This window comes from Pseudomonas sp. PME37.24/025, from assembly GCF_055556615.1.
The window spans coordinates 192,324-215,968 of the sequence record NZ_JBVHNK010000006.1 but is presented as its reverse complement, the minus strand read 5'-3'; the positions used below and the strand labels follow the sequence as shown (position 1 = coordinate 215,968).

Below are 23,645 nucleotides of genomic sequence, written 5' to 3'. Positions count from 1 at the left end.
GCACAAGGGATCTAGCGGTTGATTTTGATTTCCGTGCGACGGTTCAACGCACGGCCGTCAGCGGTTTTATTATCGGCCACCGGCTGGCTTTCACCGGCACCGGTCACGGACACGAAACTGCTGCGTGGCACGCCTTGGGAGATCAGGTATTCCACCACCGAATGGGCGCGTCTATCCGACAGTTTCTGGTTGTAGGCATCACTGCCTACGCTATCGGTATGACCGGTCACGGTCAGTTGGGCGCTGGAGGATTCCTGTTTCAGACGCGTGGCAATGGTGTTGAGTACGTCTTTATCGGCAGGGGTGAGCTTGGCCGAGTCGAACTGGAAGTGCACATCACGGATAACGATGACTTCTTCCTTGACCACCGCCGCCTCCTCGACCACCGGCGCAGGCGCTGGTGGAGGGCAGCCGTCGGCATCGACCCGCACGCCTTTAGGTGTACCCGGGCACTTGTCGCGGCTGTCCAGCACACCATCGCCGTCTTCATCGCCATCGCCGTGCACCCAGCACCAGGCTGCCGCCGTGCCGCCGACCAGCAGCGCGCCATACCCCGCCCATGCCGAGCTCTCGGTCGCGCCGAGCCCTGCACCGACGACACCACCGACCGCCGCACAGGTCGGCCAGTCGGTTTTCTGCAAACCTGCGCAACCAGTCAACACACTGGTTAGCAGAACCAAGGGTAATGCTGTCCGAATTATGCTCATCTAGTTCTTCTCCTGAGGGATCGGCTTAAAACCGATTCTAGGGAGTAAAGACCCGACTTTTAATCTCCGCCAGCAATAGGCCATTGCTGTTTGGCCCCCTGTTCATGGAAGATCGGTGCTTTTTGGCTAAACCGGCGAGACAGGAACTAGGCTCGGACGTCTGGGCAGGCTAGTCTTGGCGATCTGATTGAGGATCTTCGATGATTGCAGGTATCTCTTCGCGCACGCCCCAACAGGCGTTGGCTGCTTTGCTTGATCGTTATGCCCCGGCGCGTCTGTTGCTGATTGGCGCCAGCGAATTCCCCGCGCTCGAAGCGTTCAAAACCGCGCACCCGGATAGCAACGTCGCCTTTGCGGCGCCCGGGCCATTGCCGGCCGAACTGGCGGCGCAACGGTTTGATCTGGCGCTGGTGGTCGATTGTCTCGAGCACTTGCCCAAGCGCGACGGCCTGAATCTGCTCGGTGGAATACGCAACCTCAATGCCAGTCGCATCGCGGTGCTGGCCGACTTGCCGGCCAGCGGCTGGCAGGAGACGGACTTTTTTTCCCTGGCGTTGCAAGCCAGTGAACGCTTCCAGCGCGACGATCAAGTGCTGACCCTGTTTACCTATGATCTGCTTGACTATAAACAGGTGCCCGACTGGCTCAACTCACGCTTCTGGGCCAATCCGGAAAATTTCGGGAAATATTGGTGGTAACGCAATGACTACATCCATTTGCCCTTGCGGCAGCGGCACGCTGCTCGATGCCTGCTGCGGTCATTACCACGCCGGCCACCCCGCCCCCAGCGCCGAAGTCTTGATGCGTTCGCGCTACAGCGCCTATGTACTGGGGTTGATCGATTATCTAGTGGCGACCACCCTGCCCTCGCAACAGGCCGGCCTGGATCGCCAGTCGATCAGCGACTGGAGCGCCCAAAGCACCTGGCTGGGCCTGGAGGTGGAAAGCGCCGAGGTTTTCGGCGGTCAGCCGGAGCACGCTTTCGTCACTTTCACCGCTCGCTGGCACGACAGCAGCGGCGAACACAGTCATCGCGAACGTTCGTCATTCGTACAGAACGCCGGCCACTGGTATTTCATCGACCCTACCGTGTCACTCAAGGCGGGACGCAATGACGCGTGCCCTTGCGCCAGCGGGCAGAAATTCAAGAAGTGTTGCGCGAGTTATTTCAGCGTTTGAGGTCACCGACCGCAAAAAAGATCGCAGCCTTTGGCAGCACCTTCTATAGGGAATCGACCTGTAGGCGCTGCCAAAGGCTGCGATCTTTTTTGCGGCTAGACTGGGGTCAAGGGAGAAACACGACTATGACCAACCGGCGACTCGCGCTCTGTCTAATCACCTCGTTCCTGTTTCTGGGACTCGGCGGTTGTGCATCGTGGTTCGACTTCGACAACGACCTCCCGGAGCCGCAAGTGCACTTGGTCAAGGTCGAGGTGGTCCGGGCCAAACTACTGGAGCAGAAGTTCCTGCTGCACTTTCGCGTCGACAATCCCAATGACCAGGACCTGACGGTGCGCGCCCTGGAATATCGCATTCACCTCGGGGACATACTGCTGGCCGAAGGTGAGCACGAACACTGGTTCACGGTCGGCCCCAAACACAGCGCTTATTTTAAAGTGCCGATCCGCACCAACCTTTGGCCGAAAGTCCGGGACCTGGTGAAATTGCTGAAAAAACCCGACCAACCCATTCCCTATCGTCTGGAAGGTGAACTGGAAACCGGTTTATTCATCGCGCACTACGTGCACCTGGCACGTAATGGCGTAATAATCGCCGCCGATTTAATTCCGGAGTGACCCCGATGACCCAGCAACCTCATGTCCATGGCCCTGACTGCAACCACGATCACGACCATCACGACCATCACGACCACCATGATCACGACCATGGCCATGTCCACGGCCCGAACTGCGGCCACGCCCACCAGGAACCGGTGCGCAACGCCCTGAAAGACGTCGGCCGCAACGACCCTTGCCCATGCGGCAATGGCAAGAAATTCAAGAAGTGCCACGGCGCTTGATGCTTCGGGCGGATATCTTTTTCGCCTGTTGAATCGCTATCGCGAGCAGGCTCGCTCCCACAGGGATCTTTTGTGAACCACAAAATTGTGAACACCGCCGATCAACTGTGGAGCGGGCTTGCCCGCGATGACGGCGGCACATTCAATACAACTGTTTCAGTTAGATCCTCATCGCGGGCAAGCCCGCTCCCACAGGTTTTTTAGTCGGCCTGCAGAATTTTCGCAGTACTGACGACCGTCGCATACTCACCCTGCAAATTACCCAGCGACATCGCATGCACTTCCTCGGCTGAATGGGCATTGCCGAAAAAGTCCGCCTTGTCGAAGGTAAAGCACGCATCCTGCGCAACCCACGTTTCAAACCCCAGATTCCCGGCCGTTCGCGCCGTGGACTCCACCGAGTTGTGGGTCGCCACGCCAACGATGATCAACTGATCGATCCCCGCCTCGCGCAAACGCGCCTCCAGACCCGTCGAGCAAAAGGCATCCGGCACCTGTTTCTGAATCAGCCACTCACCGATTGATGGTTGAAAACGCTCCTGAAACTCCACCCCCGATTGCTGTGGCCAGAACACTGAATCCTCTGAGCGGGACAGGTGCTGCACATGAATCACCGGCCGCCCGGTTCGACGCCAATGCCCCAGCAATTCCAGGATGCGCTCTTCGGCTTGAGGGTTGTTTCGACGGCCCAGTTTTGGATGCAGGATGCCTTTTTGTTGATCGATGATGATCAGCGCCGCGTTTGTCTTGAGCTCCATGCCGACTTTTCTCCTGCTGGGGCATTGAATTTCCCGCACTTCAGCATCACCTCTTCCTACTGGCAAGCCATCAAACGCAAACAGGACGACCTGATGCCGACGGTCGCTGTCCGACATCCAGAACCGCCCGGCGACGGTGAAAGGCGTATGCGCTGGTGGCCAAGATTAATCCGCCTAAACCCTGATGCGAACACACCCCCTCAGGTATCCACCAACCCTGTGGCGAGGGAGCTTGCTCCCGCTCGGCTGCGAAGCAGTCGCAAAATAGACGCTGTGCTCTCGAATAGTATGCAGGGCCTGGGTTGGGAGCGCTTCGCACTCCAGCGGGAGCAAGCTCCCTCGCCACAAGGGCCATTATTGTCTGTGGATTTGCGGTTTATCAGACATTTCCTGAAATAACCCCATACCCCGCTTGCGCGGCCACCTCCTGCTCACTAACGTAGCGCCTTTATTGTGCCCCGCCTCGGAAGTCCGTTCAGTTTTGACGAGTGGCTAATGTTGTCAGACAAGGCGCCGCGACGAGTCATAGCCCGCTATGGCGAAGAGCGGCAACGCAGTCTGACGACATTAGACACCGTCAACACTGAACAGCGAATTTCGAGGCGGGGCACCACTTACCCCCGCAGGAGCTTTGCCATGGCCTCGCCAGCCCTCACACATTTTCTTCCCCGGTTCGGCGTTGCCGCAGCAGTGGCCAGTGTTTTGAGCCTGACTGGTTGTCAGACCTGGAACACCCAGGACACCCTCCCGCCAGCCTCCGGCGTGCAACCGCTCAAAGGCCTGGCGCAGAACGTTTCGGTTCGGCGCAATGCCATGGGCATGCCGCTGATTGAGAGCAACAGTTTCCACGATGCGCTGTTCACCCTCGGCTACGTGCATGCCAGCGACCGCATCAGCCAAATGGTCACCCTGCGTTTGCTGGCCCAGGGCCGTCTGGCGGAGATGTCCGGTTCGGACCTGCTCGATGCCGACCGCTACATGCGAGCAGTCAATCTGAAGAAAAGCGCGGGTGAGCTGTATAAGGCCTCCTCGCCACGCCTCAAGCGTTTCTTCGAAGTCTATGCCCGTGGGGTCAACGCCTACCTGTTCCGCTATCGCGACAAACTGCCTGCCGATCTCGCGGCCACTGGCTACAAGCCTGAGTACTGGAAGCCGGAAGATTCGGCGCTGATTTTCTGCCTGCTGAATTTCAGTCAATCGGCGAACCTGCCGGAAGAAATTTCCTCGCTGATGCTGGCCCAAACGGTCAGTACCGACAAACTGGCATGGCTTGCGCCGTCCGCCCCGGACGAAAAACTGCCGGTCGCTGAAGCCGAAAAACTTCAAGGCATCAAACTCAACGGGCAAATCCCGGGGCTGAGCGAAATCAGCAAGGCCACCGGCCAACTGTCCGACCTGAATCTGCTGGGCGCCACCTCTTCGAACAACTGGGCGATCGCCCCGCAACGCAGCCGCAGTGGCAAAAGCTTGCTGGCCAGCGATAGCCATGGGCCGCTGGGCGTGCCGTCGCTGTTCAGTTACGTGCAGATTCGCGCGCCGAAATACCAGGCTTCCGGCGTGACCATTGCCGGGCTACCGATGGTGCTCGGTGGTTTCAACGGCAAAGTGGCGTGGAGCATGACCACGGTCATGGGCGACAACCAGGACCTGTTCCTGGAAAAAATCAAACGCCAGGGCAACGGCCTTTCTTACGAAGTGGGCGGCAAATGGCAGCCGGCGATCGTGCGCAACGAAACCTACTTCGTCAAAGGCCAGCGGCCGATTCGCGAAGCGGTGTACGAAACCCGCCACGGGCCGCTGCTCAATAGCGCCCAAGGCACCGCACTGGCGAATGGTTTCGGCCTGGCCTTGCAGACGCCGAACTTCACCGACGACAAAACCCTGGACGCCTTTTTCGACCTGTCCCGAGCGCAAAGCGTCGAGAAGGCCTCGGACGCCAGCCGTGAGATACGCGCCATCGCCCTGAATCTGGTGTTTGCCGATGCCAGCAATATCGGCTGGCAAGTTACCGGCCGCTACCCGAACCGTCGCGAAGGCGAAGGCTTGCTGCCATCTCCGGGTTGGGAAGGTCGCTACGACTGGGACGGTTACGCCGACCCGATGCTCCATCCGTATGACCAGGACCCGGCTCAAGGCTGGCTCGGCACCGCCAACCAGCGGGTCATTCCTCATGGCTATGGCATGCAGCTGTCCAATTCCTGGTCGGCACCGGAACGCGGCGAACGCATGGCCGAACTGGCGGGTGTGGGCAAACACGACACGCGTAGCCTGATCGCCATGCAATACGACCAGACCACCACCTTCGCTGCCAAGCTGAAGAAAATGTTTGAAGCGCCGGGCATGTCCCAGCCACTCAAGCAAGCCATCGAAGCGCTGCCGGTTGCCGATCGCGGCAAGGCTCGCGAGGCCTACACGCGCTTGATGGCTTTCGACGGCAAACTCAGCCCGACCTCCGCCGACGCGGCGATTTACGAGCTGTTTCTGCAGGCAAGCACTCAACAGATTTTCCTCGACGAACTGGGCCCGGAAAGCAGCCCGGCGTGGAAAGCCTTTATCGCCAACGGCAAGTTGTCCTATGCGGCGCAGGCCGATCACCTTCTGGGCCGCGAAGACAGTCCGTTCTGGGATGACGTGCGCACTGCGCAGAAAGAAGACAAACCGACGACTCTCGCCCGCAGCCTGGCAGCCGCGATCAGCGCGGGTGACAGCCAGTTGGGTGGCGATCACAAAGCCTGGCAGTGGGGCAAACTGCATCGCTACGAGTGGAAGAACGCCAGCGGTCAGACCGTGCGCGGTCCGTTGGCAGCCGGCGGCGACCACACCACGCTCAACACCGCCGCGTTCACCTGGGGTCAGGACTTCAACACCACGCTGGCGCCGGCCATGCGCTTTATCGTCGATTTCGGCCAGGCCGAACCGCTGATGGGCCAGAACGGTACCGGCCAGTCCGGCAACCCGGCCAGCCCGCACTACCTCGACAGCGTCGATCCATGGCTCAAGGGGCAATACATGAGCCTGCCGATGCAGCCGCAGAACTTTGACAAGGTGTATGGCAAGACGCGGTTGACGCTGACGCCTGGCAAGTAACTTCGAGTGGGACCGGGCTTGCTCGCGAAAGCATGCTGCCGGTCCCATTGTTGCTGAAAATCCATTGTGGCGAGGGAGCTTGCTCCCGCTCGACTGCAAAGCAGTCGCAAAACAGACGCCGGTGTTCTATCTGGATTCCCTCGGCGGCAGATTCGGGGCCGCTGCGCGCCCCAACGGGAGCAAGCTCCCTCGCCACAAGTGCGATGTTCCTCTCTAAGAACTTTCACTGGCTTGCTCGCGAAGGCGGTCTGATTAACGCCTCTATTCTTCTTCGAAAATAAATAGAACTTCTCGTCTCGCGCAAACCTCCTAGCTAACAGGCCTCTCCATTTGGGTAACAATATGGACCTTGTTATCGCTCGTCCTGAAGGTTTGTACTGCCCGCCCGGTGATTTCTATATCGACCCATGGCAGCCGGTCGAACGCTCGGTCATCACCCACGCCCACAGCGACCATGCTCGCCGCGGCAATCAACATTATCTGGCGGCGGCACCGGGTGCAGGCATTCTGCGCGCGCGTCTGGGCCAGGACATCAACCTGCAAACGCTGCCCTATGGCGAGCCATTGCTGCACCAAGGGGTAAAACTGAGTTTTCACCCCGCAGGCCACGTGCTCGGCTCGGCCCAAGTGAGTTTGGAATATGGCGGGGAAGTCTGGGTCGCCTCGGGGGATTACAAAACCGAACCCGACGGCACCTGTGCGCCGTTCGAACCGGTGCGTTGCCACACGTTCATCACGGAATCGACGTTCGGTCTGCCGATTTACCGCTGGCAACCCCAGAGGCAGATCTTTGCCGAGATCAATCAGTGGTGGCAGACCAACGCCGCAGCCGACAAAACCAGCGTGCTGCTCTGCTACGCCTTCGGCAAGGCTCAGCGGATTCTCCACGGCATCGATGCCAGCCTCGGCCCCATTCTGGTACATGGCGCGGTTGAACCCATCAATCGGATTTATCGCGAGAGCGGCATTTACTTACCGCCAACGATCTATTGCGCCGAAGTAAAAAAACATGACCCGATGATGCGCAAGGCCTTGGTTCTCGCGCCGCCTTCGGCGGGTACCAGCCCTTGGGTACGGCGTTTCGGTGACTACAGCGATGGCTTCGCCAGCGGTTGGATGCGCTTGCGCGGTACACGGCGCCGGCGCGGCGTGGACCGTGGCTTCGTGCTGTCTGATCACGCTGATTGGCCCGGCCTGCTGTGGGCCATCGAACAAACCGGAGCCGAGCGCGTGATCGTCACCCATGGATCGATCGGGGTGCTGGTGCGCCATCTACGCGAATCAGGCCTCGATGCCATGAGTTTCAGCACCGAATACGGCGATGATGAAGACACCACAATTCTCGAACCCGAGCGCGCCGAGGTGCTGGCATGAAAGCCTTCGCCGACTTGTATGCCGAACTCGATACCACCACCTCGAGCAACACCAAACTGACGGCGATGCAGAACTATTTCGCCCAAGCCTCGCCCGAAGATGCCGCCTGGGCGGTGTATTTTCTGTCCGGTGGACGACCTCGGCAATGGGCGCCGGTACGAATGCTGCGGGAAATGGCCACAGCGTTTTCCGGGCTCTCGCCCTGGTTGTTCGAAGAAAGTTATCAGGCCGTCGGTGATCTGGCGGAAACCATCTCGCTGGTGCTGCCCGAAACGCAGCACACTTCTACCGACGGACTGGCGGTGTGGATTGAAAACAAACTGCTGCCGCTGCGTAATGCGCCTCCACTGACCCTCGCCGAATGCTTGCCCGCCCTGTGGGCGCAACTGGATCGCCAGAGTCTGATGCTGTGCATCAAATTGATCACTGGCAGTTTCCGTGTCGGTGTCTCCAAATTGCTGGTCACCCGCGCGCTGGCGACCATGGCCGGGCTCGACAGCAAGCGTGTGGCCCAGCGGCTGGTGGGTTATACCGATCTGTCCAACCGCCCAAGCGCCGCCAGTTACCTGAAGCTGATCGCCCCCGAATCACCCAATGAGCATGCCCAACGGGGTGGCCAGCCGTACCCGTTTTTCCTCGCCCATGCTTTGTCGCATCCGGTCGAGCAGTTCGAAGCCGTGCTCGGCCCGGCCAGTCAATGGCAAGTGGAATGGAAGTGGGACGGCATCCGCGCTCAAGTGGTCAAACGCGACGGGCGCTTGTGGATCTGGTCGCGAGGTGAAGAACTGGTGAGCGAACGCTTCCCCGAACTGGAGAGCCTGGTTCGTGACTTACCCGATGGCACGGTGATCGATGGTGAAATTGTCGCCTGGAAAGCCGTGCAACCGGGCATCGAGGACGCTTTCGACGCGCAATCGCCATCGTCACCTTCTGTGCTGCCTTTCGCCCTGCTGCAACAGCGGATCAGCCGTAGAACGCTGAGCAAGAAAATCCTCGATGAAGTGCCCGTGGTCATCCAGGCCTATGACCTGCTGGAATGGCAGGGTGAGGATTGGCGCAATCAGACTCAAGCCACGCGCCGCACTCAGCTGGAACAACTCGTCAATTCCTGCGCAAACCCGGTGTTATTGAGCTCGCCCGTACTGGCCGGTGAAGACTGGTTCGACCTCGCCCGCCAACGAGAGGCCTCTCGCAAATTGGGCGTCGAAGGCATGATGCTCAAGGCCCGCGATGCGCTGTATGGCGTCGGGCGGACCAAGGACATGGGCGTATGGTGGAAATGGAAAGTCGACCCGTTCAGCGTTGATGCAGTGCTGATCTATGCCCAGCAAGGCCATGGCCGCCGGGCCAGTCTCTACACCGATTACACCTTCGCTGCGTGGGACGGCCCGCCCGACGCGAGCGAGCGAACGCTGGTGCCTTTCGCCAAGGCCTACTCCGGATTGACTGACGAAGAAATGCGGCAGGTCGATAGCATCGTGCGCAAGACCACGGTGGAAAAATTCGGACTGGTCAGTAGTGTGAAGCCGACTTTGGTATTTGAGCTGGGGTTCGAAGGTATTGCCCTGTCGAAACGGCACAAGAGCGGGATTGCGGTGCGGTTTCCGCGGATGCTGCGTTGGCGGCACGACAAATCGGTGGAGGAAGCTGACAGCTTGGCGACGTTGCAGGATTTGCTCGCCTGACCTGATCCCTGCATTGCACCAATGCAGGTCAGTGAAGTTGCAGAACCTGTGGGAGCGGCGGTGCGACGATTCGACTTGCTCGCGAAAGTGGTGTGTCAGGCAACATTAATGTCGACTGACACTCCCTCTTCGCGAGCAAGTCGAATCGTCGCACCGCCGCTCCCACATGGATTGTGACTACTGATCTGGCATTGTCTCCCCCACACTTGGCACCACCCTGGCGCAGGAATCTGGCGATGCCCATTTTCGTGCACTATCGCGCTTTGCCACTTCTTGTATTACCTTTTAAACGCTTGTTCGGGACTCTGGTTCGGAAATTGCTACTTTTAATAGGTCTTACGCTTTCCAGTAACAGTACTTCTGCGCCACAAGCGCTCATATTGGTTCTTAGGGATTGAATAATGAAAAAAGCATTGCTGACCCTTTCTGCACTGGCGTTGTGCATGGCTGCTGGCTCCGCGCTGGCCAAGGAATACAAAGAATTGCGTTTTGGCGTTGACCCTTCCTACGCGCCGTTCGAGTCCAAAGCAGCCGACGGCAGCCTGGTAGGCTTCGACATCGACCTGGGCAATGCGATCTGTGCCGAACTGAAGGTCAAGTGCAAATGGGTCGAAAGCGATTTCGACGGCATGATTCCAGGCTTGAAAGCCAATAAATTCGACGGTGTGATCTCATCGATGACCGTCACCCCGGCCCGCGAAAAAGTCATCGACTTCTCCAGCGAGCTGTTCTCCGGCCCTACTGCTTACGTGTTCAAGAAAGGTTCCGGCCTGACTGAAGACGTCGCTTCACTGAAGGGCAAAACCGTCGGTTACGAGCAAGGCACCATTCAGGAAGCCTATGCCAAAGCCGTGCTGGACAAAGCCGGCGTGAAAACCCAGGCCTATCAGAACCAGGATCAGGTGTATTCCGACCTGACTTCCGGCCGTCTCGACGCAGCCATCCAGGACATGTTGCAAGCCGAGCTGGGCTTCCTGAAGTCGCCAAAAGGCGCCGATTACGAAGTCAGCAAGCCAGTCGACAGCGAATTGCTGCCCGCTAAAACAGCGGTCGGTATCTCGAAAGGTAACAAAGACCTCAAAGCACTTTTGGATAAAGGTATCAAAGCGTTACACGACGATGGCACCTACGCCACCATTCAGAAGAAACACTTTGGCGATCTGAATCTGTACAGCGGCAAATAATGCCCGGCGCCCATCTCGCGATGGGCGCTTTTTTCACCCGATCAGGTTGCTGATTTATGTTCGAAAACCTCTTACAAAACCTGGGGCTCTCAGCCTTCAGCCTCCAGGGCTTCGGCCCGTTGCTGATGGAAGGCACCTGGATGACCATCAAATTATCGGTGTTGTCGCTGTTAGTGGCCGTGTTGCTCGGCCTGTTGGGCGCCAGTGCCAAGCTGTCAAAAGTCAAACTGCTGCGGGTACCGGCCCAGCTCTACACCACGCTGATTCGCGGGGTGCCGGATCTGGTGCTGATGCTGCTTATTTTCTACAGCCTGCAAACCTGGCTGACCTCGTTTACCGATTTCATGGAATGGGAATACATCGAGATCAACCCGTTCAGCGCCGGGGTCATTACCCTGGGCTTCATTTATGGCGCGTATTTCACCGAAACCTTCCGTGGCGCGATCCTCGCCGTACCGCGGGGCCAGGTCGAAGCCGCCACCGCCTATGGCCTCAAACGCGGTCAGCGTTTTCGTATCGTGGTGTTCCCGCAAATGATGCGCTTCGCCTTGCCCGGCATTGGCAACAACTGGATGGTGATGCTCAAGGCCACTGCGTTGGTTTCGATCATCGGCCTCGCCGATCTGGTCAAGGCTGCGCAGGACGCCGGTAAAAGCACTTATCAACTGTTCTACTTCCTGGTGCTTGCCGCATTGATTTACCTGCTGATCACCAGTGCGTCCAATTTTGTCCTGCGCTGGCTCGAACGCCGCTACGCCGCCGGTTCCCGGGAGGCGGTACGATGATCGAACTCTTGCAGGAATACTGGAAACCCTTCCTTTATACCGACGGCTACAACATCACTGGCCTGGCCATGACCATGTGGCTGCTCAGCGCGTCGATCTTCATCGGTTTTCTGGTGTCGATCCCACTGTCCATCGCCAGGGTTTCGCCCAAGGTCTACGTCCGCTGGCCGGTGCAGTTCTACACCTACCTGTTCCGGGGTACGCCGCTGTATATCCAGTTGCTGATTTGCTACACCGGCATCTACAGCCTGGCCGCCGTGCGTGCCCAGCCAGTCCTTGATGCGTTCTTTCGCGATGCGATGAACTGCACGATCCTGGCTTTCGCCCTGAACACCTGCGCCTACACCACGGAGATCTTCGCCGGGGCGATTCGCAGCATGGCCCACGGCGAAGTCGAAGCGGCCAAGGCCTACGGCCTGTCAGGCTGGAAGCTCTATGCCTACATCATCATGCCGTCGGCCCTGCGTCGCTCGTTGCCTTATTACAGCAACGAAGTGATTCTGATGCTGCACTCGACGACCGTGGCGTTCACCGCGACCATCCCGGATGTACTGAAAGTCGCTCGCGATGCGAACTCTGCGACCTTCCTGACATTCCAGTCGTTCGGCATCGCCGCGCTGATCTACCTGACCGTTACCTTTGCGCTGGTCGGCCTGTTCCGTCTCGCCGAACGCCGATGGCTGGCCTTCCTCGGGCCGACTCACTAGGACAACTCGTTCATGCGCCACCAGATTCATGACCTGCTGGCCCCGCTGCCGGGGACCGTGCGACAGATTCACAGCTTCCACTTCGGCCCGCAGTCGGCCAAAGGCAAGATTTACATTCAGTCCTCCCTGCATGCCGATGAATTGCCCGGCATGTTGGTGGCCTGGCACCTCAAACAACGTCTGGCGGAGCTGGAAGCCGCCGGCCGGCTGTGCAGCGAAATCGTGCTGGTGCCCGTGGCCAACCCGGTCGGCCTGGAACAAGTGTTGATGGACGTTCCACTGGGCCGCTACGAGCTGGAAAGCGGGCAGAACTTCAATCGCTGGTTCGTCGACTTGAGTGAAGAAGTCGGCAATGAGATCGAAGGCCTGCTCGGCGACGATCCGCAACGCAACCTCGAACTGATCCGCGACAGCCTGCGCAAGGCGTTGGCGCGGCAGACCGCAGGCACGCAACTGCAATCCCAACGCCTGACCCTGCAACGGCTGGCCTGCGATGCGGACATGGTGCTGGACCTGCATTGCGATTTCGAAGCCGTGGCGCACCTTTACACCACGCCCGAGGCTTGGCCGCAGGTCGAGCCGCTGGCGCGCTACATCGGTTCCGAAGCCAGCCTGCTGGCCACCGACTCTGGCGGCCAGTCGTTCGATGAATGCTTCACCCTGCTCTGGTGGCAGTTGAAAGAGCGCTTCGGCGAGCAGTTCGAGATTCCGCTGGGCAGTTTTTCGGTCACCGTCGAATTACGCGGCCAGGGCGACGTCAATCACCCGCTGGCCAGCCTCGATTGCCAGGCGCTGATCGATTATCTGATTCATTTCGGCGCGATTGCCGGTGAGCCGGCGCCATTACCCGACCTGCCCTACCCGGCCACACCGTTGGCCGGCGTCGAACCGGTGGCGACGTCGGTGGGTGGGCTGCTGGTGTTCACCGCCCTGCCCGGGGAATACCTGGAGGCCGGGCAACTGATCGCCGAAGTGATCGACCCGATCAATGATCGTGTCACCCCTGTTCATTGCACCGCCGCCGGGCTGATGTACGCCCGCTCGCTGCGGCGCATGGCCACTGCCGGCATGGTGATCGCCCACGTTGCGGGCACCGAAGCCTATCGCAGCGGTTACCTACTTTCGCCTTGAGGATGCATGCCCCATGTACAAACTGACCATCGAAGGCCTGCATAAAAGCTATGGCGATCATCAGGTGCTCAAAGGCGTTTCGCTCAAGGCCAAAACCGGCGACGTCATCAGCCTGATCGGCGCCAGCGGCTCGGGCAAAAGCACCTTTTTGCGCTGCATCAACTTTCTCGAACAGCCCAATGACGGCGCCATGACCATGGACGGCCAGACGATCCGCATGATCCATGACCGTCACGGAATGCGCGTCGCCGATGACGATGAATTGCAGCGAATCCGCACGCGCCTGGCCATGGTGTTCCAGCACTTCAACCTGTGGAGTCACATGACGGTGCTGGAAAACATCACCATGGCTCCGCGCCGGGTGCTCGGTTGCAGCAAGAAAGAGGCCGAAGACCGTGCCCGACGTTACCTCGACAAGGTGGGTCTGGCGGCACGCGTGGCGGATCAATACCCGGCGTTCCTTTCAGGCGGCCAGCAACAACGGGTAGCCATTGCCCGCGCGCTGGCCATGGAACCGGAAGTCATGCTGTTCGACGAACCGACCTCGGCGCTCGACCCGGAACTGGTGGGCGAAGTGCTCAAAGTCATCCAGGGCCTGGCCGAAGAAGGCCGGACCATGATCATGGTCACCCACGAAATGAGCTTCGCCCGCAAGGTATCGAGCCAGGTGCTGTTTCTGCACCAGGGATTGGTGGAAGAAGAAGGTGCGCCGGAGGATGTGCTGGGTAATCCGAAGAGCGAGCGACTGAAGCAGTTCTTGAGCGGCAACCTGAAATAAAAAGATCGCAGGTTTCGCCCACCTCTACAGATCGCTCTGTAGGAGCTGGCGAAGCCTGCGATCTTTTGATCTGGCTTTTCGGCTGTGAAATCTCGCAACCCACCAAAGATCGTCCGAACGCGGCCCGAGCCTTCGGCAGCGCCTACAGGAGCGGATTTCAGCGACAGGGATCAGACCACAGGCGCAGGAGGCGGCTCATCCGGCAGAGTGGGCTCTCCGGGTTCTGTCGGATCTTCATTGGGGGTGTCGGGATCAGGCTGATGGGGGATGCCCCCTGCCATGCTGACTGGCGGATATGCCAACAAGGACCAAGCCAGCAGGCCAACCTGATTGGGCTCAAGCCTTGCCAGTTCGGCACTTATTCGCGGATCGATCTTCATGAAACACTCCTGAGCGATGGCCCGATCCGCCTTGCGCGAATCGGAGCAGTACATTCCATAGAGTGTACGCCCGCTCAGGAATTCCAACGGCTTGTCAGACGGCTGACTCAGGTACGCGGCAGGGTCACGCCACGCTGGCCCTGGTACTTGCCGCCACGGTCCTTGTAGGAGACTTCGCACTCTTCGTCCGACTCAAGGAACAACATCTGCGCCACACCTTCGTTCGCGTAGATTTTCGCCGGCAGATTGGTGGTGTTGGAGAACTCCAGGGTCACGTGACCTTCCCACTCAGGCTCGAGCGGCGTGACGTTGACGATGATGCCGCAACGCGCGTAGGTGCTTTTACCCAGGCAAATGGTCAATACGTTACGCGGGATGCGGAAGTATTCGACGGTGCTGGCCAGAGCGAAGGAGTTCGGCGGAATGATGCACACGTCGCTGTGGATGTCGACGAAGCTGCCAGCATCGAAGTTTTTCGGGTCGACGATCGCCGAATTGATGTTGGTAAACACCTTGAAGTGATTGGTGCAACGCACATCGTAGCCGTAGCTGGACACGCCGTAGGAGATCACACGGCTATCGTCGCTGCCGCGCACCTGGCGCTCGACGAAAGGCTCGATCATGCCGTGTTCCTGCGCCATGCGGCGAATCCACTTGTCCGATTTGATGCTCATGGCGGGTGTCCTGAATAGCGAGGTGGAAAAATTCTGTCCGGCATCTTACCGGGCAGGCGCTCCGGGTTCAAAGTCCGGGAGACAATTCTCGACGATCCCCCGTGAATTCAGGGCCTTCACCGCCATTCGATGCACCGTCAGTCATGAAAACAGAGAAACCTTCGCAAGAACCATTGGCACGTTCCGGAAAAAGGGTTAAGGTGGCGCCACTGTGCTGCTTGTGTCACTGAGAATCTCTACACGATATGTTGAATTTCGATCCAACCATCTACAAGAATTTTTCCTGCTCTTTGCACTCAGTCTCGGCCAGGGTTCTTCCTGCGTCGCAGTTATCTTTGTTCAAGGAGTTACACCATGTCTAATCGCCAAACCGGTACCGTTAAGTGGTTCAACGATGAAAAAGGCTTCGGCTTCATCACTCCACAATCCGGTGACGACCTGTTCGTTCACTTCAAAGCTATCCAATCCGACGGCTTCAAAAGCCTGAAAGAAGGCCAACAGGTTTCTTTCATCGCTACCCGCGGTCAGAAAGGCATGCAAGCTGAAGAAGTTCAAGTTATCTAACTTGTAACTGCTTTAGTAAAAAGCCCCGCCCTTAAAAGCGGGGCTTTTTTGTGCCTGTGTGTTTTGCATGGCAAAAAAGATCGCAGCCTTCGACAGCCCCTACAGGATGTACCTCAATCCCGTGCAGGAGCTGCCAAAGGCTGCGATCTTTTAATTTTTCAGCGTGTTACCAGGCCACGCCAAACCCTGCGGTGTATCGGGTTTTGCTCAGGTCAGCCTCATCACTTCCGCTGATGATATCTCTCTCGGCCTTCAGGTTCAGCGACGCCCAATCGGTAACTTTGTAGCGCAGGCCGACCTCGGCATCGAGGGCGTAATCCGCCACGCCCGACAATGGTTTTCCGACCTCACCATTGGTGAAGAACTCGACCTTCTTGCCGACCAGATAGCGGTTGTAGTCCCACTTCATCGCCAAGGAATAGAAGTTTTCCTTGCTGCCGTTGGAATACTCATAATCCGTGTTATTCAGCAGCGAACCCAAGGAGAAGGCGCCCAGCTCGTTATCCCAGAATTGATAACCGGGACCGGTACCGATGGTGCGCTGACGGGAAAGCTCTTCGACCTTGTCTCGCTTATAGTTCAAACGACCTTGCCAGAACCACTTCTCGGTGAGGAATCGGTCAAGAGAATATTCGGCACGCCAGTTATCAGTGGTGACGACGTCATCCTGGAACTCGCGGTTGTATTCACCTTCCGCCGTATGACGCCACCGACCGTGACGTGCGCTGGTTTTGAAGCCCACGTCATAATCATCGGTATCTTTTTCGGCCCGCCGATAATCCAGCGCCATGTCGACATTACCTTTCCACACCAAATCCTCGACCACCGGCTTGGGCTTGAGCATCTGCCGGATGCTCGCCAGCTCCACCGTTTTGGGTGCGTCACCATTGGCCAGAGTGACCTTGCCGTCTTCCGCCGCGTGCAGCGACTTGGCCACCTCGCCGCTGTAGGCATCCTGCTTGACCAGCATATGCTGATCACTCTCCAGGGTTTTTACCTTGTCCCAATCGATCGGCACTGCACCGGCATACTCGGTCTGGACCAGCAGCTTGCCACCGTCGAAGAGCGTGATTTTACCGCTCAATTTGTCACCGTTCTTCAACCAGACGGTATCGGCAAGCAAGGGAGTGGAAGCACTGACGACAGCAAGGCACAGCAAGGTTCTGGACAACATAAGCGAATCGAAGGCTCAACTTTGCGAAAAAAAGTCGGCATTATCCTTACGAATAAGGCCCTGACAAGGACTGACCCGACTATTTCTATTGAGTTCAATTCTCAATAGGCGATCCAGGATTTACTCTACAGACGGTCAATGCACATTTTTCAGGAAGCCCGGGACGTGACCGATTCAACCTCTGAAACCGAAAGCGCGGCGCAAATCCGACGCACGGCGCTCTACCTGACCCTGGCACAAGTGCCCGAGGGCAAAGTCGTGAGCTATGGCCAACTGGCCGAGCTCGCGGGACTGGGTCGTGCTGCCCGCTGGGTCGGGCGAACACTGAGCCAACTGCCCGGCGACACCAAATTGCCTTGGCACCGCGTGCTGGGTGCCGGCGGACGAATCAGCCTGCCCGTGGGCAGCCCCTCGGGGGATGAACAACGGGCCCGATTGCGCATGGAAGGCATCAGTATCCTGAACAATCGTGTTGATATTCAGCGCCATGGCTGGCGCCCGGTAGAGCACAGCGGTTAGAGTGCGCGCTTTGTTTCCGTAATTCTTGAGGCAGACTCCAGCCCATGCCCCGTAAAACCTGGCGCGCCGCGCTCGCCGCCTATGCCAGCCCCTCGACGCTCGTGCTATTGCTGCTTGGTTTCGCCGCCGGCCTGCCCTACATGCTGGTGTTTTCGACGCTTTCAGTCTGGCTGCGCGAGGCCGGTGTTGCCCGCGAAACCATCGGCTATGCAAGCCTGATCGGCCTGGCCTACGCCTTTAAATGGGTCTGGTCCCCGCTGCTCGACCAATGGCGCCTGCCACTGCTCGGCAAGCTCGGTCGACGACGCTCCTGGCTTGTGCTTTCCCAGGCACTGGTTATTCTCGGCCTGATCGGGATGGGTTTCTGCGACCCGCAAAAGCATTTGTCCTGGCTGATCGCTATTGCTGTGGTCGTTGCTTTCGCCTCGGCGACACAAGACATTGCAGTAGACGCCTATCGCCTGGAAATCGCCGACGACACCCGCCAGGCCGCGCTCGCCGCCAGTTACATGTCCGGTTATCGGATCGCTGCGCTGCTGGCCACCGCCGGCGCCCTGTTCTTCGCCGAAGGCTTCGGTTCCACCGGTTTCAACTATAAGCATTCGGCATGGGCCGGCACTTACCTGCTGTTTGGCGCGCTGATGGTCCCGGCACTGCTGACGTCCCTCTTCATGCGTGAACCGCCAGTGCCGTTGCGAACTCAACTTCAGGCCGGGCGCTACAGCTTTGTGCATCAACTGGCATCGGTGTTTGTGCTGATCGTGCTGCTGGTTTCCGTGCCAGCCATGTTTACCCAGCTGTACAACACCGATTTCGCCAGCGTGCTGTTCGAAGGCGTGAGCGTGCTCGACCTGCTGCTCGAAGACCGCGCATTCCTGCGTGCGATCCTCTACACCACGCTCACTGCCATGTGCCTGTCGGCCATTGGCCGACGTGGCTTGGCTCCGGTGCTGACGCCGATCAACGACTTCATTCTGCGCTACCGCTGGCAAGCGTTCCTGCTGCTTGGGCTGATCGCCACCTATCGGATGTCCGATACGGTCATGGGTGTGATGGCCAACGTGTTCTACATCGACCAAGGCTTCACCAAGGATCAGATTGCCAGCGTCAGCAAGATCTTTGGCCTGATCATGACCCTGGTCGGCGCCGGCATGGGCGGCCTGCTGATCGTGCGCTTCGGCATCTTGCCGATTCTGCTCATCGGCGGCATTGCATCAGCCGGCACCAACCTGCTGTTCCTGATGCTCGCCGACATGGGCGCCAACCTGAACATGCTGATCCTTACCATTTCCCTGGATAACTTCAGCTCGGGCCTGGCGACTTCGGCGTTTGTCGCCTACCTGTCGAGCCTGACAAACTTGAAGTTCTCCGCGACCCAGTACGCCCTGCTCAGCTCGATCATGCTCCTGCTGCCTCGCCTGATCGGCGGCTACTCAGGGGTCATGGTGGAGAAGTTCGGCTATCACAATTTCTTCCTGATCACCGCCCTGCTGGGCGTCCCAACCCTGCTGTTGATCGCCTTGCACTGGTTCCAGGAAAACCGCCGCGCCGGCCCGACACCGACGCCCGAACCAGCTCAAACCCAGGTCGCGGAAGAGTCGTAGGCTTTTTTACGCAGGAAGCATTGCAGAGGGCGGGCAGATTCTCGCCCTCCGCGACACAGCCGGCCGCACTCCTGTACGCCAGCAGATCTCGCCCGTACAATGTTCCGTCATTTCTCGTCATCAGCAACCGACAACGGCCAACCATGCGCACCAGTCAATTTTTGCTCGCCACACAGAAAGAAACGCCTTCCGACGCGGTCGTCATCAGCCATCAGCTGATGTTGCGCGCCGGCATGATCCGCAAACTCGCCTCGGGCCTGTACACCTGGCTGCCCATGGGCTTGCGAGTGATGCGCAAGGTCGAAGCCATCGTGCGTGAAGAAATGAACGCCGCCGGCTCTCTCGAAGTGTTGATGCCGAGCACGCAACCGGCTGAGCTGTGGCAGGAATCCGGTCGCTGGGAAGAATACGGCCCGGAATTGCTGCGCTTCAAGGATCGCCACGGTCGCGACTTCTGCGCCGGCCCGACTCACGAAGAAGTCATCACCGACCTGATGCGCAACGAGCTGAGCAGCTACAAACAGCTGCCGATCAACCTGTATCAGATCCAGACCAAATTCCGTGACGAAATCCGCCCACGCTTCGGTTTGATGCGCGGTCGCGAGTTCATCATGAAGGACGCCTATTCGTTTCACGCTGATCAGCCTTCGCTGCAGATCACCTACGACCGCATGCACCAGGCGTACTGCAACGTGTTCACCCGTCTGGGCCTGAAGTTCCGTCCGGTTGAAGCCGACAACGGCTCGATCGGTGGCGCCGGCTCCCACGAGTTCCACGTACTGGCCGAATCCGGCGAAGACGATATCGTTTTCAGCAATGGTTCCGACTACGCGGCGAACATCGAGAAAGCCGAAGCCGTGCCACGTGAAACCTCCCGCGCCGCACCTAGCGAAGAGCTGCGCCTGGTCGACACGCCGAACGCCAAGACCATTGCGCAACTGGTCGAAGGCTTCAACCTGCCGATCGAAAAAACCATCAAGACCCTGGTGGTGCACGCTGAAGAGCAAGGCAAACTGATTGCCCTGATCATCCGTGGCGACCACGAGCTGAACGAAATCAAGGCCGCCAACCAGCCTGGCGTTGCCAGCCCGCTGGTCATGGCTTCCGAAGCCGAACTGCGCGACGCCATTGGCGCCGGCGCTGGCTCTCTTGGTCCGTTGAACCTGCCACTGCCGATCATCATCGACCGTTCCGTCGAGCTGATGAGCGACTTCGGCATCGGTGCCAACATCGACGACAAGCACTACTTCGGCGTGAACTGGGAGCGTGATCTGCCGGTTCCGACCGTCGCCGACCTGCGTAACGTCGTGGCCGGTGATCCGAGCCCTGACGGCAAAGGCACCCTGGAAATCAAGCGCGGCATCGAAGTCGGGCACATCTTCCAGCTGGGCAACAAGTACAGCAAAGCGATGAAGTGCGAAGTGCTGGGCGAGAACGGCAAGCCGGTCACCCTGGAAATGGGCTGCTATGGCATTGGCGTGTCTCGCGTGGTGGCTGCCGCCATCGAACAGAACAATGACGAGAACGGGATTATCTGGAGCGATGCTCTGGCTCCGTTCCAGGTTGCCCTGGTTCCGCTGCGCTACGAAACCGAACAGGTTCGCGAAGCCACCGACAAGCTCTACGCAGAACTGACTGCCGCCGGCTTCGAAGTGCTGCTGGACGACCGCGACAAGAAAACCAGCCCGGGCATCAAGTTCGCCGACATGGAACTGATCGGCATTCCACACCGGATCGTGGTCAGTGATCGCGGCCTCGCCGACGGCAATCTGGAATACAAGAGCCGCACAGAGGCCGAGGCGCAAGCGCTGCCGGTCGCTGACGTGTTGTCTTTCCTCCAGGCCCGTATCCGCCGCTGACACCAGATAGAGACGTCATGTTCAAGCGAAACACCTTAGGCCTCGGTAGCGCCGCCCTGTGCGGCGCGCTGCTGGTCAGCGGCTGTGCCAATCAGATGTCACAACGCAGCGAGCACGAGGAACGGGTCGAGCGCAAATTGCTCGATCACAGCCTGCAGATCGATGTCGGCGAGCCCAAGGTGCTTGAGCTGCCGCAACGTCGGGTGAAAATCCACGAGCAGAAAACCTTCGAAGTCACCGAGTTCGAAGTCACGCGCCGCTATGATCGCTATACGCCTTACCAACCCTGGAGGGAGGTCTACGAGATCCCGCTGGGCGCGGTGGCCGTGGTGGCCGGCGTCGGTGCGAATGTGGTCAACGTGTTCGCCCTCGGCAATCTGCCGGACAGCGTGACGAAGGACTGGCTCAGCTATGGTTTCGCCGGGCTCAATCCGTTCATGAACGCGCAGTCCCATGGTCGGGCGCAACAGAACCTGGCGGGTATCGACGAAGTCCAGCGCGACAAGCGCACGGAATACTCGAGCCTGCCATGGAGCGAGCGCCCGGTGCAGGTCAAGGCTGGCAAGAACACCTTCGAACTGAGCACTGACCGTAACGGCGTGTTACGCCTGAACCTGCTGGACAGCCCATTCGCCGAACATGACCTCAATCATCTGGGCAAGCTGCAGATCAGTGTCGAGGACAACAAGGACGATGTGCATACCGACTCGTCTTTGGCGATCAGCAACACTTTGCGCAGTAAGCTGCTCGAAGCGCACGGGCTGATTTACGACGACCTCGAAGACGACGAAGTGAGCCAGTGGGTACACCGGGTTAAACGTCTGTCGGAACTGGGCCTGGAAGAAGAAGCCAGCGAGCTGGAACAGAGCCTGATCGAACTGACCCGCAACGACCCCGAGTTGCAGACCGAATTCCTCAAGTCGCTGACCAAGGATGCCGGGCGACTGGTGGCGGACCCGGGGCCGAATTAAACGCTTAAAAGCATCGCGGGCAAGCCCGCTCCCACAAGGACGATGCAGTTACCTGTGGGAGCGGGCTTGCCCGCGATGACGCCATTACATTCACTGCAAAACTACCGCTCAAACAACTCCATCTGCTCAAACCCGCCCCGCAAATCCTCGAGCCTCACCCCAATCCCCAATAACCGCACCGGTTTCCCACCACGGTTAAAGGCTTGGGTCAGCAGCAACTGATAACTCCCCAGATCCCGCCCTGCCCCGGCCTGCTCCAAAGTAGTCTGGGTAAAATCATGAAATTTCACTTTGACGAACGGCTTGCCCGGGCGATAACTGCTGTCGATCCGTGCCATGCGGCCATTCAGCGATTCCAGCAACTCGGGCAATTTATCCAGACAACTCACCAGGTCCGGCAGATCCACGTCGTAAGTGTTTTCGACGCTGATCGACTGCCGTCGACTGTCGTTGTGCACCAACCGCTCATCAATCCCACGGGCCAGGCTCCAGAGTCGCTCGCCAAAGCTGCCGAATTCGCGCACCAGCGCCAACTTGTCCCACTCACGTAAATGCGAGCAATCGACGATGCCGAGCTTGCCCAGCTTATCGGCGGTCACTTTGCCAACCCCGTGTAGCTTGCTCACCGGCAAACCACTGACGAAATCTTCCACCTGATCCGGTGTGATCACGAACAAGCCGTTAGGCTTCTTCCAGTCACTGGCGATTTTGGCGAGAAACTTGTTCGGCGCCACACCGGCCGACACGGTGATGTGCAATTGATTGGAGACCCGGCGGCGAATGTCCTGGGCGATTCGCGTGGCGCTGCCGCCGAAATGCGCGCTGTCCGACACGTCGAGGTAGGCCTCATCCAGGGAAAGCGGCTCGATCAGGTCGGTGTAATCGCGAAAGATCGTATGAATTTCCTTCGATGCCTCTCGATAGGCATCCATGCGCGGCTTGACGATGGTCAGGTCCGGACACAGTTTCAAGGCATGTCCGGAAGACATGGCCGAGCGTACGCCATAAGCCCGCGCTTCATAGTTACAGGTGGCAATCACCCCACGTCGATCCGCCGAGCCGCCCACCGCCAATGGCTTACCGGCCAGGCGCGGGTCGTCACGCATCTCGATGGCGGCGTAGAAACAGTCACAATCGACGTGGATGATTTTTCGCTGCGTCATATAAAAGCAGTGTTCATGGCGAAGAAATGATGTGTGGGTGAGTCGTACCGGCAGTATCTCACTGACACCTGTATATAGCACCAGTACTCTGAATGTTCTTTTTCCTTTGTAGGAAAAGTACACAGGAATTTATTTTCTCAATCGAAAGAGCCCTACCGATAGAGCCACAAGCCTTACCCTGGCTGCGTTTCAGACCGATCAGCCATTGCTTTTTTCACCTAAACGATTGAACAGGAACAGGTTTTACCGAGATTGAAGGTTGACAGCCCTGCGATCCTCTGTAGAATGCCGACACACAGACGCGGGATGGAGCAGTCTGGTAGCTCGTCGGGCTCATAACCCGAAGGTCGTCGGTTCAAATCCGGCTCCCGCAACCAAACATCAAAAAAGGCTACTCGAAAGAGTGGCCTTTTTTGTGCGCGCCTGTTTTATAAAAAATCAACGATCCATGCCTTATGGCACAGAAACAAGAAATCGTTCTGATTCCGAAACTTAGGTCTCCCCTGCGACCGTTCGCCATC

23 protein-coding genes and 1 tRNA gene are annotated in these 23,645 nt (G+C 58.6%); 18 read left to right on the top strand and 6 right to left on the bottom strand.

The window, feature by feature from the left end; all coding sequences use genetic code 11:
• Positions 1–11 precede the first annotated feature (11 nt).
• Positions 12–707 (bottom strand): PA1041 family peptidoglycan-binding anchor lipoprotein, encoded by a 696-nt coding sequence (locus ACZ3HH_RS13095; RefSeq protein ID WP_465805149.1) that lies wholly within the window; start codon positions 705–707, stop codon positions 12–14.
• Between the two features lie 200 nt (positions 708–907).
• Here ACZ3HH_RS13095 and ACZ3HH_RS13090 point away from each other — a divergent pair, with 200 nt between their 5' ends.
• From ACZ3HH_RS13090 to ACZ3HH_RS13075, 4 genes are all read left to right on the top strand, one after another.
• A complete protein-coding gene (locus ACZ3HH_RS13090; RefSeq protein WP_465805147.1) occupies positions 908–1,405 on the top strand; it encodes a DUF6231 family protein in 498 nt (165 codons plus the stop codon).
• Between the two features lie 4 nt (positions 1,406–1,409).
• Positions 1,410–1,886: a YchJ family protein gene (locus tag ACZ3HH_RS13085; RefSeq protein WP_465805146.1), complete on the top strand. Its 477-nt coding sequence runs from the start codon at positions 1,410–1,412 to the stop codon at positions 1,884–1,886.
• A 125-nt stretch (positions 1,887–2,011) separates the two neighbouring features.
• Positions 2,012–2,503: an LEA/WHy family protein gene (locus tag ACZ3HH_RS13080; RefSeq protein WP_465805145.1), complete on the top strand. Its 492-nt coding sequence runs from the start codon at positions 2,012–2,014 to the stop codon at positions 2,501–2,503.
• A 5-nt stretch (positions 2,504–2,508) separates the two neighbouring features.
• Positions 2,509–2,727: an SEC-C metal-binding domain-containing protein gene (locus ACZ3HH_RS13075; RefSeq protein ID WP_046046248.1), complete on the top strand. Its 219-nt coding sequence runs from the start codon at positions 2,509–2,511 to the stop codon at positions 2,725–2,727.
• Positions 2,728–2,927: 200 nt separating this feature from the next.
• Here ACZ3HH_RS13075 and ACZ3HH_RS13070 read toward each other — a convergent pair whose 3' ends face one another.
• Positions 2,928–3,485 (bottom strand): cysteine hydrolase family protein, encoded by a 558-nt coding sequence (locus tag ACZ3HH_RS13070; protein WP_465805142.1) that lies wholly within the window; start codon positions 3,483–3,485, stop codon positions 2,928–2,930.
• Positions 3,486–4,121: 636 nt separating this feature from the next.
• Between ACZ3HH_RS13070 and ACZ3HH_RS13065 the strand changes: the two genes are divergently transcribed.
• The 8 genes from ACZ3HH_RS13065 to ACZ3HH_RS13030 all read left to right on the top strand — a co-directional run bounded on the left by ACZ3HH_RS13065 (position 4,122) and on the right by ACZ3HH_RS13030 (position 14,216).
• Positions 4,122–6,572, top strand: a complete 2,451-nt coding sequence (locus ACZ3HH_RS13065) for a penicillin acylase family protein (RefSeq protein ID WP_465805140.1) — start codon at positions 4,122–4,124, stop codon at positions 6,570–6,572.
• A 342-nt stretch (positions 6,573–6,914) separates the two neighbouring features.
• A complete protein-coding gene (locus tag ACZ3HH_RS13060) occupies positions 6,915–7,946 on the top strand; it encodes a ligase-associated DNA damage response exonuclease (protein WP_465805138.1) in 1,032 nt (343 codons plus the stop codon).
• Positions 7,943–9,631 (top strand): ATP-dependent DNA ligase, encoded by a 1,689-nt coding sequence (locus tag ACZ3HH_RS13055; RefSeq protein WP_465805137.1) that lies wholly within the window; start codon positions 7,943–7,945, stop codon positions 9,629–9,631. Before ACZ3HH_RS13060 ends, ACZ3HH_RS13055 begins: the two co-directional genes overlap by 4 nt.
• Before the next feature lie 401 nt (positions 9,632–10,032).
• Complete coding sequence (locus ACZ3HH_RS13050) at positions 10,033–10,815, top strand: transporter substrate-binding domain-containing protein (protein ID WP_123360580.1); 783 nt, start codon at positions 10,033–10,035, stop codon at positions 10,813–10,815.
• Positions 10,816–10,871: 56 nt separating this feature from the next.
• Positions 10,872–11,600 (top strand): ABC transporter permease, encoded by a 729-nt coding sequence (locus ACZ3HH_RS13045; RefSeq protein ID WP_367374401.1) that lies wholly within the window; start codon positions 10,872–10,874, stop codon positions 11,598–11,600.
• Positions 11,597–12,307, top strand: coding sequence for an ABC transporter permease (locus ACZ3HH_RS13040; protein WP_367374400.1), 711 nt, complete (start codon positions 11,597–11,599; stop codon positions 12,305–12,307). The genes ACZ3HH_RS13045 and ACZ3HH_RS13040 overlap by 4 nt, the downstream gene beginning before the upstream one ends.
• Before the next feature lie 12 nt (positions 12,308–12,319).
• Positions 12,320–13,438 carry a succinylglutamate desuccinylase/aspartoacylase family protein gene (locus tag ACZ3HH_RS13035; RefSeq protein WP_465805134.1) on the top strand — a complete coding sequence of 373 codons (1,119 nt, stop codon included), beginning with the start codon at positions 12,320–12,322 and terminating at the stop codon, positions 13,436–13,438.
• Positions 13,439–13,451: 13 nt separating this feature from the next.
• Positions 13,452–14,216 carry an ABC transporter ATP-binding protein gene (locus tag ACZ3HH_RS13030; protein WP_465805132.1) on the top strand — a complete coding sequence of 255 codons (765 nt, stop codon included), beginning with the start codon at positions 13,452–13,454 and terminating at the stop codon, positions 14,214–14,216.
• A 170-nt stretch (positions 14,217–14,386) separates the two neighbouring features.
• Here ACZ3HH_RS13030 and ACZ3HH_RS13025 read toward each other — a convergent pair whose 3' ends face one another.
• Complete coding sequence (locus tag ACZ3HH_RS13025) at positions 14,387–14,596, bottom strand: hypothetical protein (protein WP_465805131.1); 210 nt, start codon at positions 14,594–14,596, stop codon at positions 14,387–14,389.
• Between the two features lie 107 nt (positions 14,597–14,703).
• The gene (gene dcd / locus ACZ3HH_RS13020) at positions 14,704–15,270 is read right to left on the bottom strand and encodes a dCTP deaminase (RefSeq protein ID WP_007904652.1); all 567 of its coding nucleotides are present in this window, start codon (positions 15,268–15,270) and stop codon (positions 14,704–14,706) included.
• A 354-nt stretch (positions 15,271–15,624) separates the two neighbouring features.
• On the opposite strand from dcd, the gene ACZ3HH_RS13015 reads away from it, so the two are divergent.
• On the top strand, positions 15,625–15,834 hold the full coding sequence (locus ACZ3HH_RS13015; RefSeq protein WP_002554837.1) for a cold-shock protein: 210 nt from the start codon (positions 15,625–15,627) through the stop codon (positions 15,832–15,834).
• A gap of 166 nt (positions 15,835–16,000) precedes the next feature.
• Here the strand turns inward: ACZ3HH_RS13015 and ACZ3HH_RS13010 are convergent, their stop codons facing one another.
• Positions 16,001–17,008 (bottom strand): DUF481 domain-containing protein, encoded by a 1,008-nt coding sequence (locus ACZ3HH_RS13010; protein WP_465805100.1) that lies wholly within the window; start codon positions 17,006–17,008, stop codon positions 16,001–16,003.
• Positions 17,009–17,146: 138 nt separating this feature from the next.
• On the opposite strand from ACZ3HH_RS13010, the gene ACZ3HH_RS13005 reads away from it, so the two are divergent.
• The 4 genes from ACZ3HH_RS13005 to ACZ3HH_RS12990 all read left to right on the top strand — a co-directional run bounded on the left by ACZ3HH_RS13005 (position 17,147) and on the right by ACZ3HH_RS12990 (position 21,961).
• Positions 17,147–17,527 carry an MGMT family protein gene (locus ACZ3HH_RS13005; protein WP_465805098.1) on the top strand — a complete coding sequence of 127 codons (381 nt, stop codon included), beginning with the start codon at positions 17,147–17,149 and terminating at the stop codon, positions 17,525–17,527.
• Between the two features lie 44 nt (positions 17,528–17,571).
• A complete protein-coding gene (locus tag ACZ3HH_RS13000; RefSeq protein WP_465805097.1) occupies positions 17,572–19,131 on the top strand; it encodes an AmpG family muropeptide MFS transporter in 1,560 nt (519 codons plus the stop codon).
• A gap of 143 nt (positions 19,132–19,274) precedes the next feature.
• The gene (locus ACZ3HH_RS12995) at positions 19,275–20,990 is read left to right on the top strand and encodes a proline--tRNA ligase (protein ID WP_367374394.1); all 1,716 of its coding nucleotides are present in this window, start codon (positions 19,275–19,277) and stop codon (positions 20,988–20,990) included.
• Positions 20,991–21,007: 17 nt separating this feature from the next.
• The gene (locus ACZ3HH_RS12990; RefSeq protein ID WP_465805095.1) at positions 21,008–21,961 is read left to right on the top strand and encodes a hypothetical protein; all 954 of its coding nucleotides are present in this window, start codon (positions 21,008–21,010) and stop codon (positions 21,959–21,961) included.
• A gap of 101 nt (positions 21,962–22,062) precedes the next feature.
• Here the strand turns inward: ACZ3HH_RS12990 and dinB are convergent, their stop codons facing one another.
• On the bottom strand, positions 22,063–23,124 hold the full coding sequence (dinB, locus tag ACZ3HH_RS12985; protein WP_305448445.1) for a DNA polymerase IV: 1,062 nt from the start codon (positions 23,122–23,124) through the stop codon (positions 22,063–22,065).
• A gap of 300 nt (positions 23,125–23,424) precedes the next feature.
• On the opposite strand from dinB, the gene ACZ3HH_RS12980 reads away from it, so the two are divergent.
• A tRNA-Met gene (locus ACZ3HH_RS12980) sits at positions 23,425–23,501 on the top strand.
• The last annotated feature ends 144 nt before the right edge of the window (positions 23,502–23,645 follow it).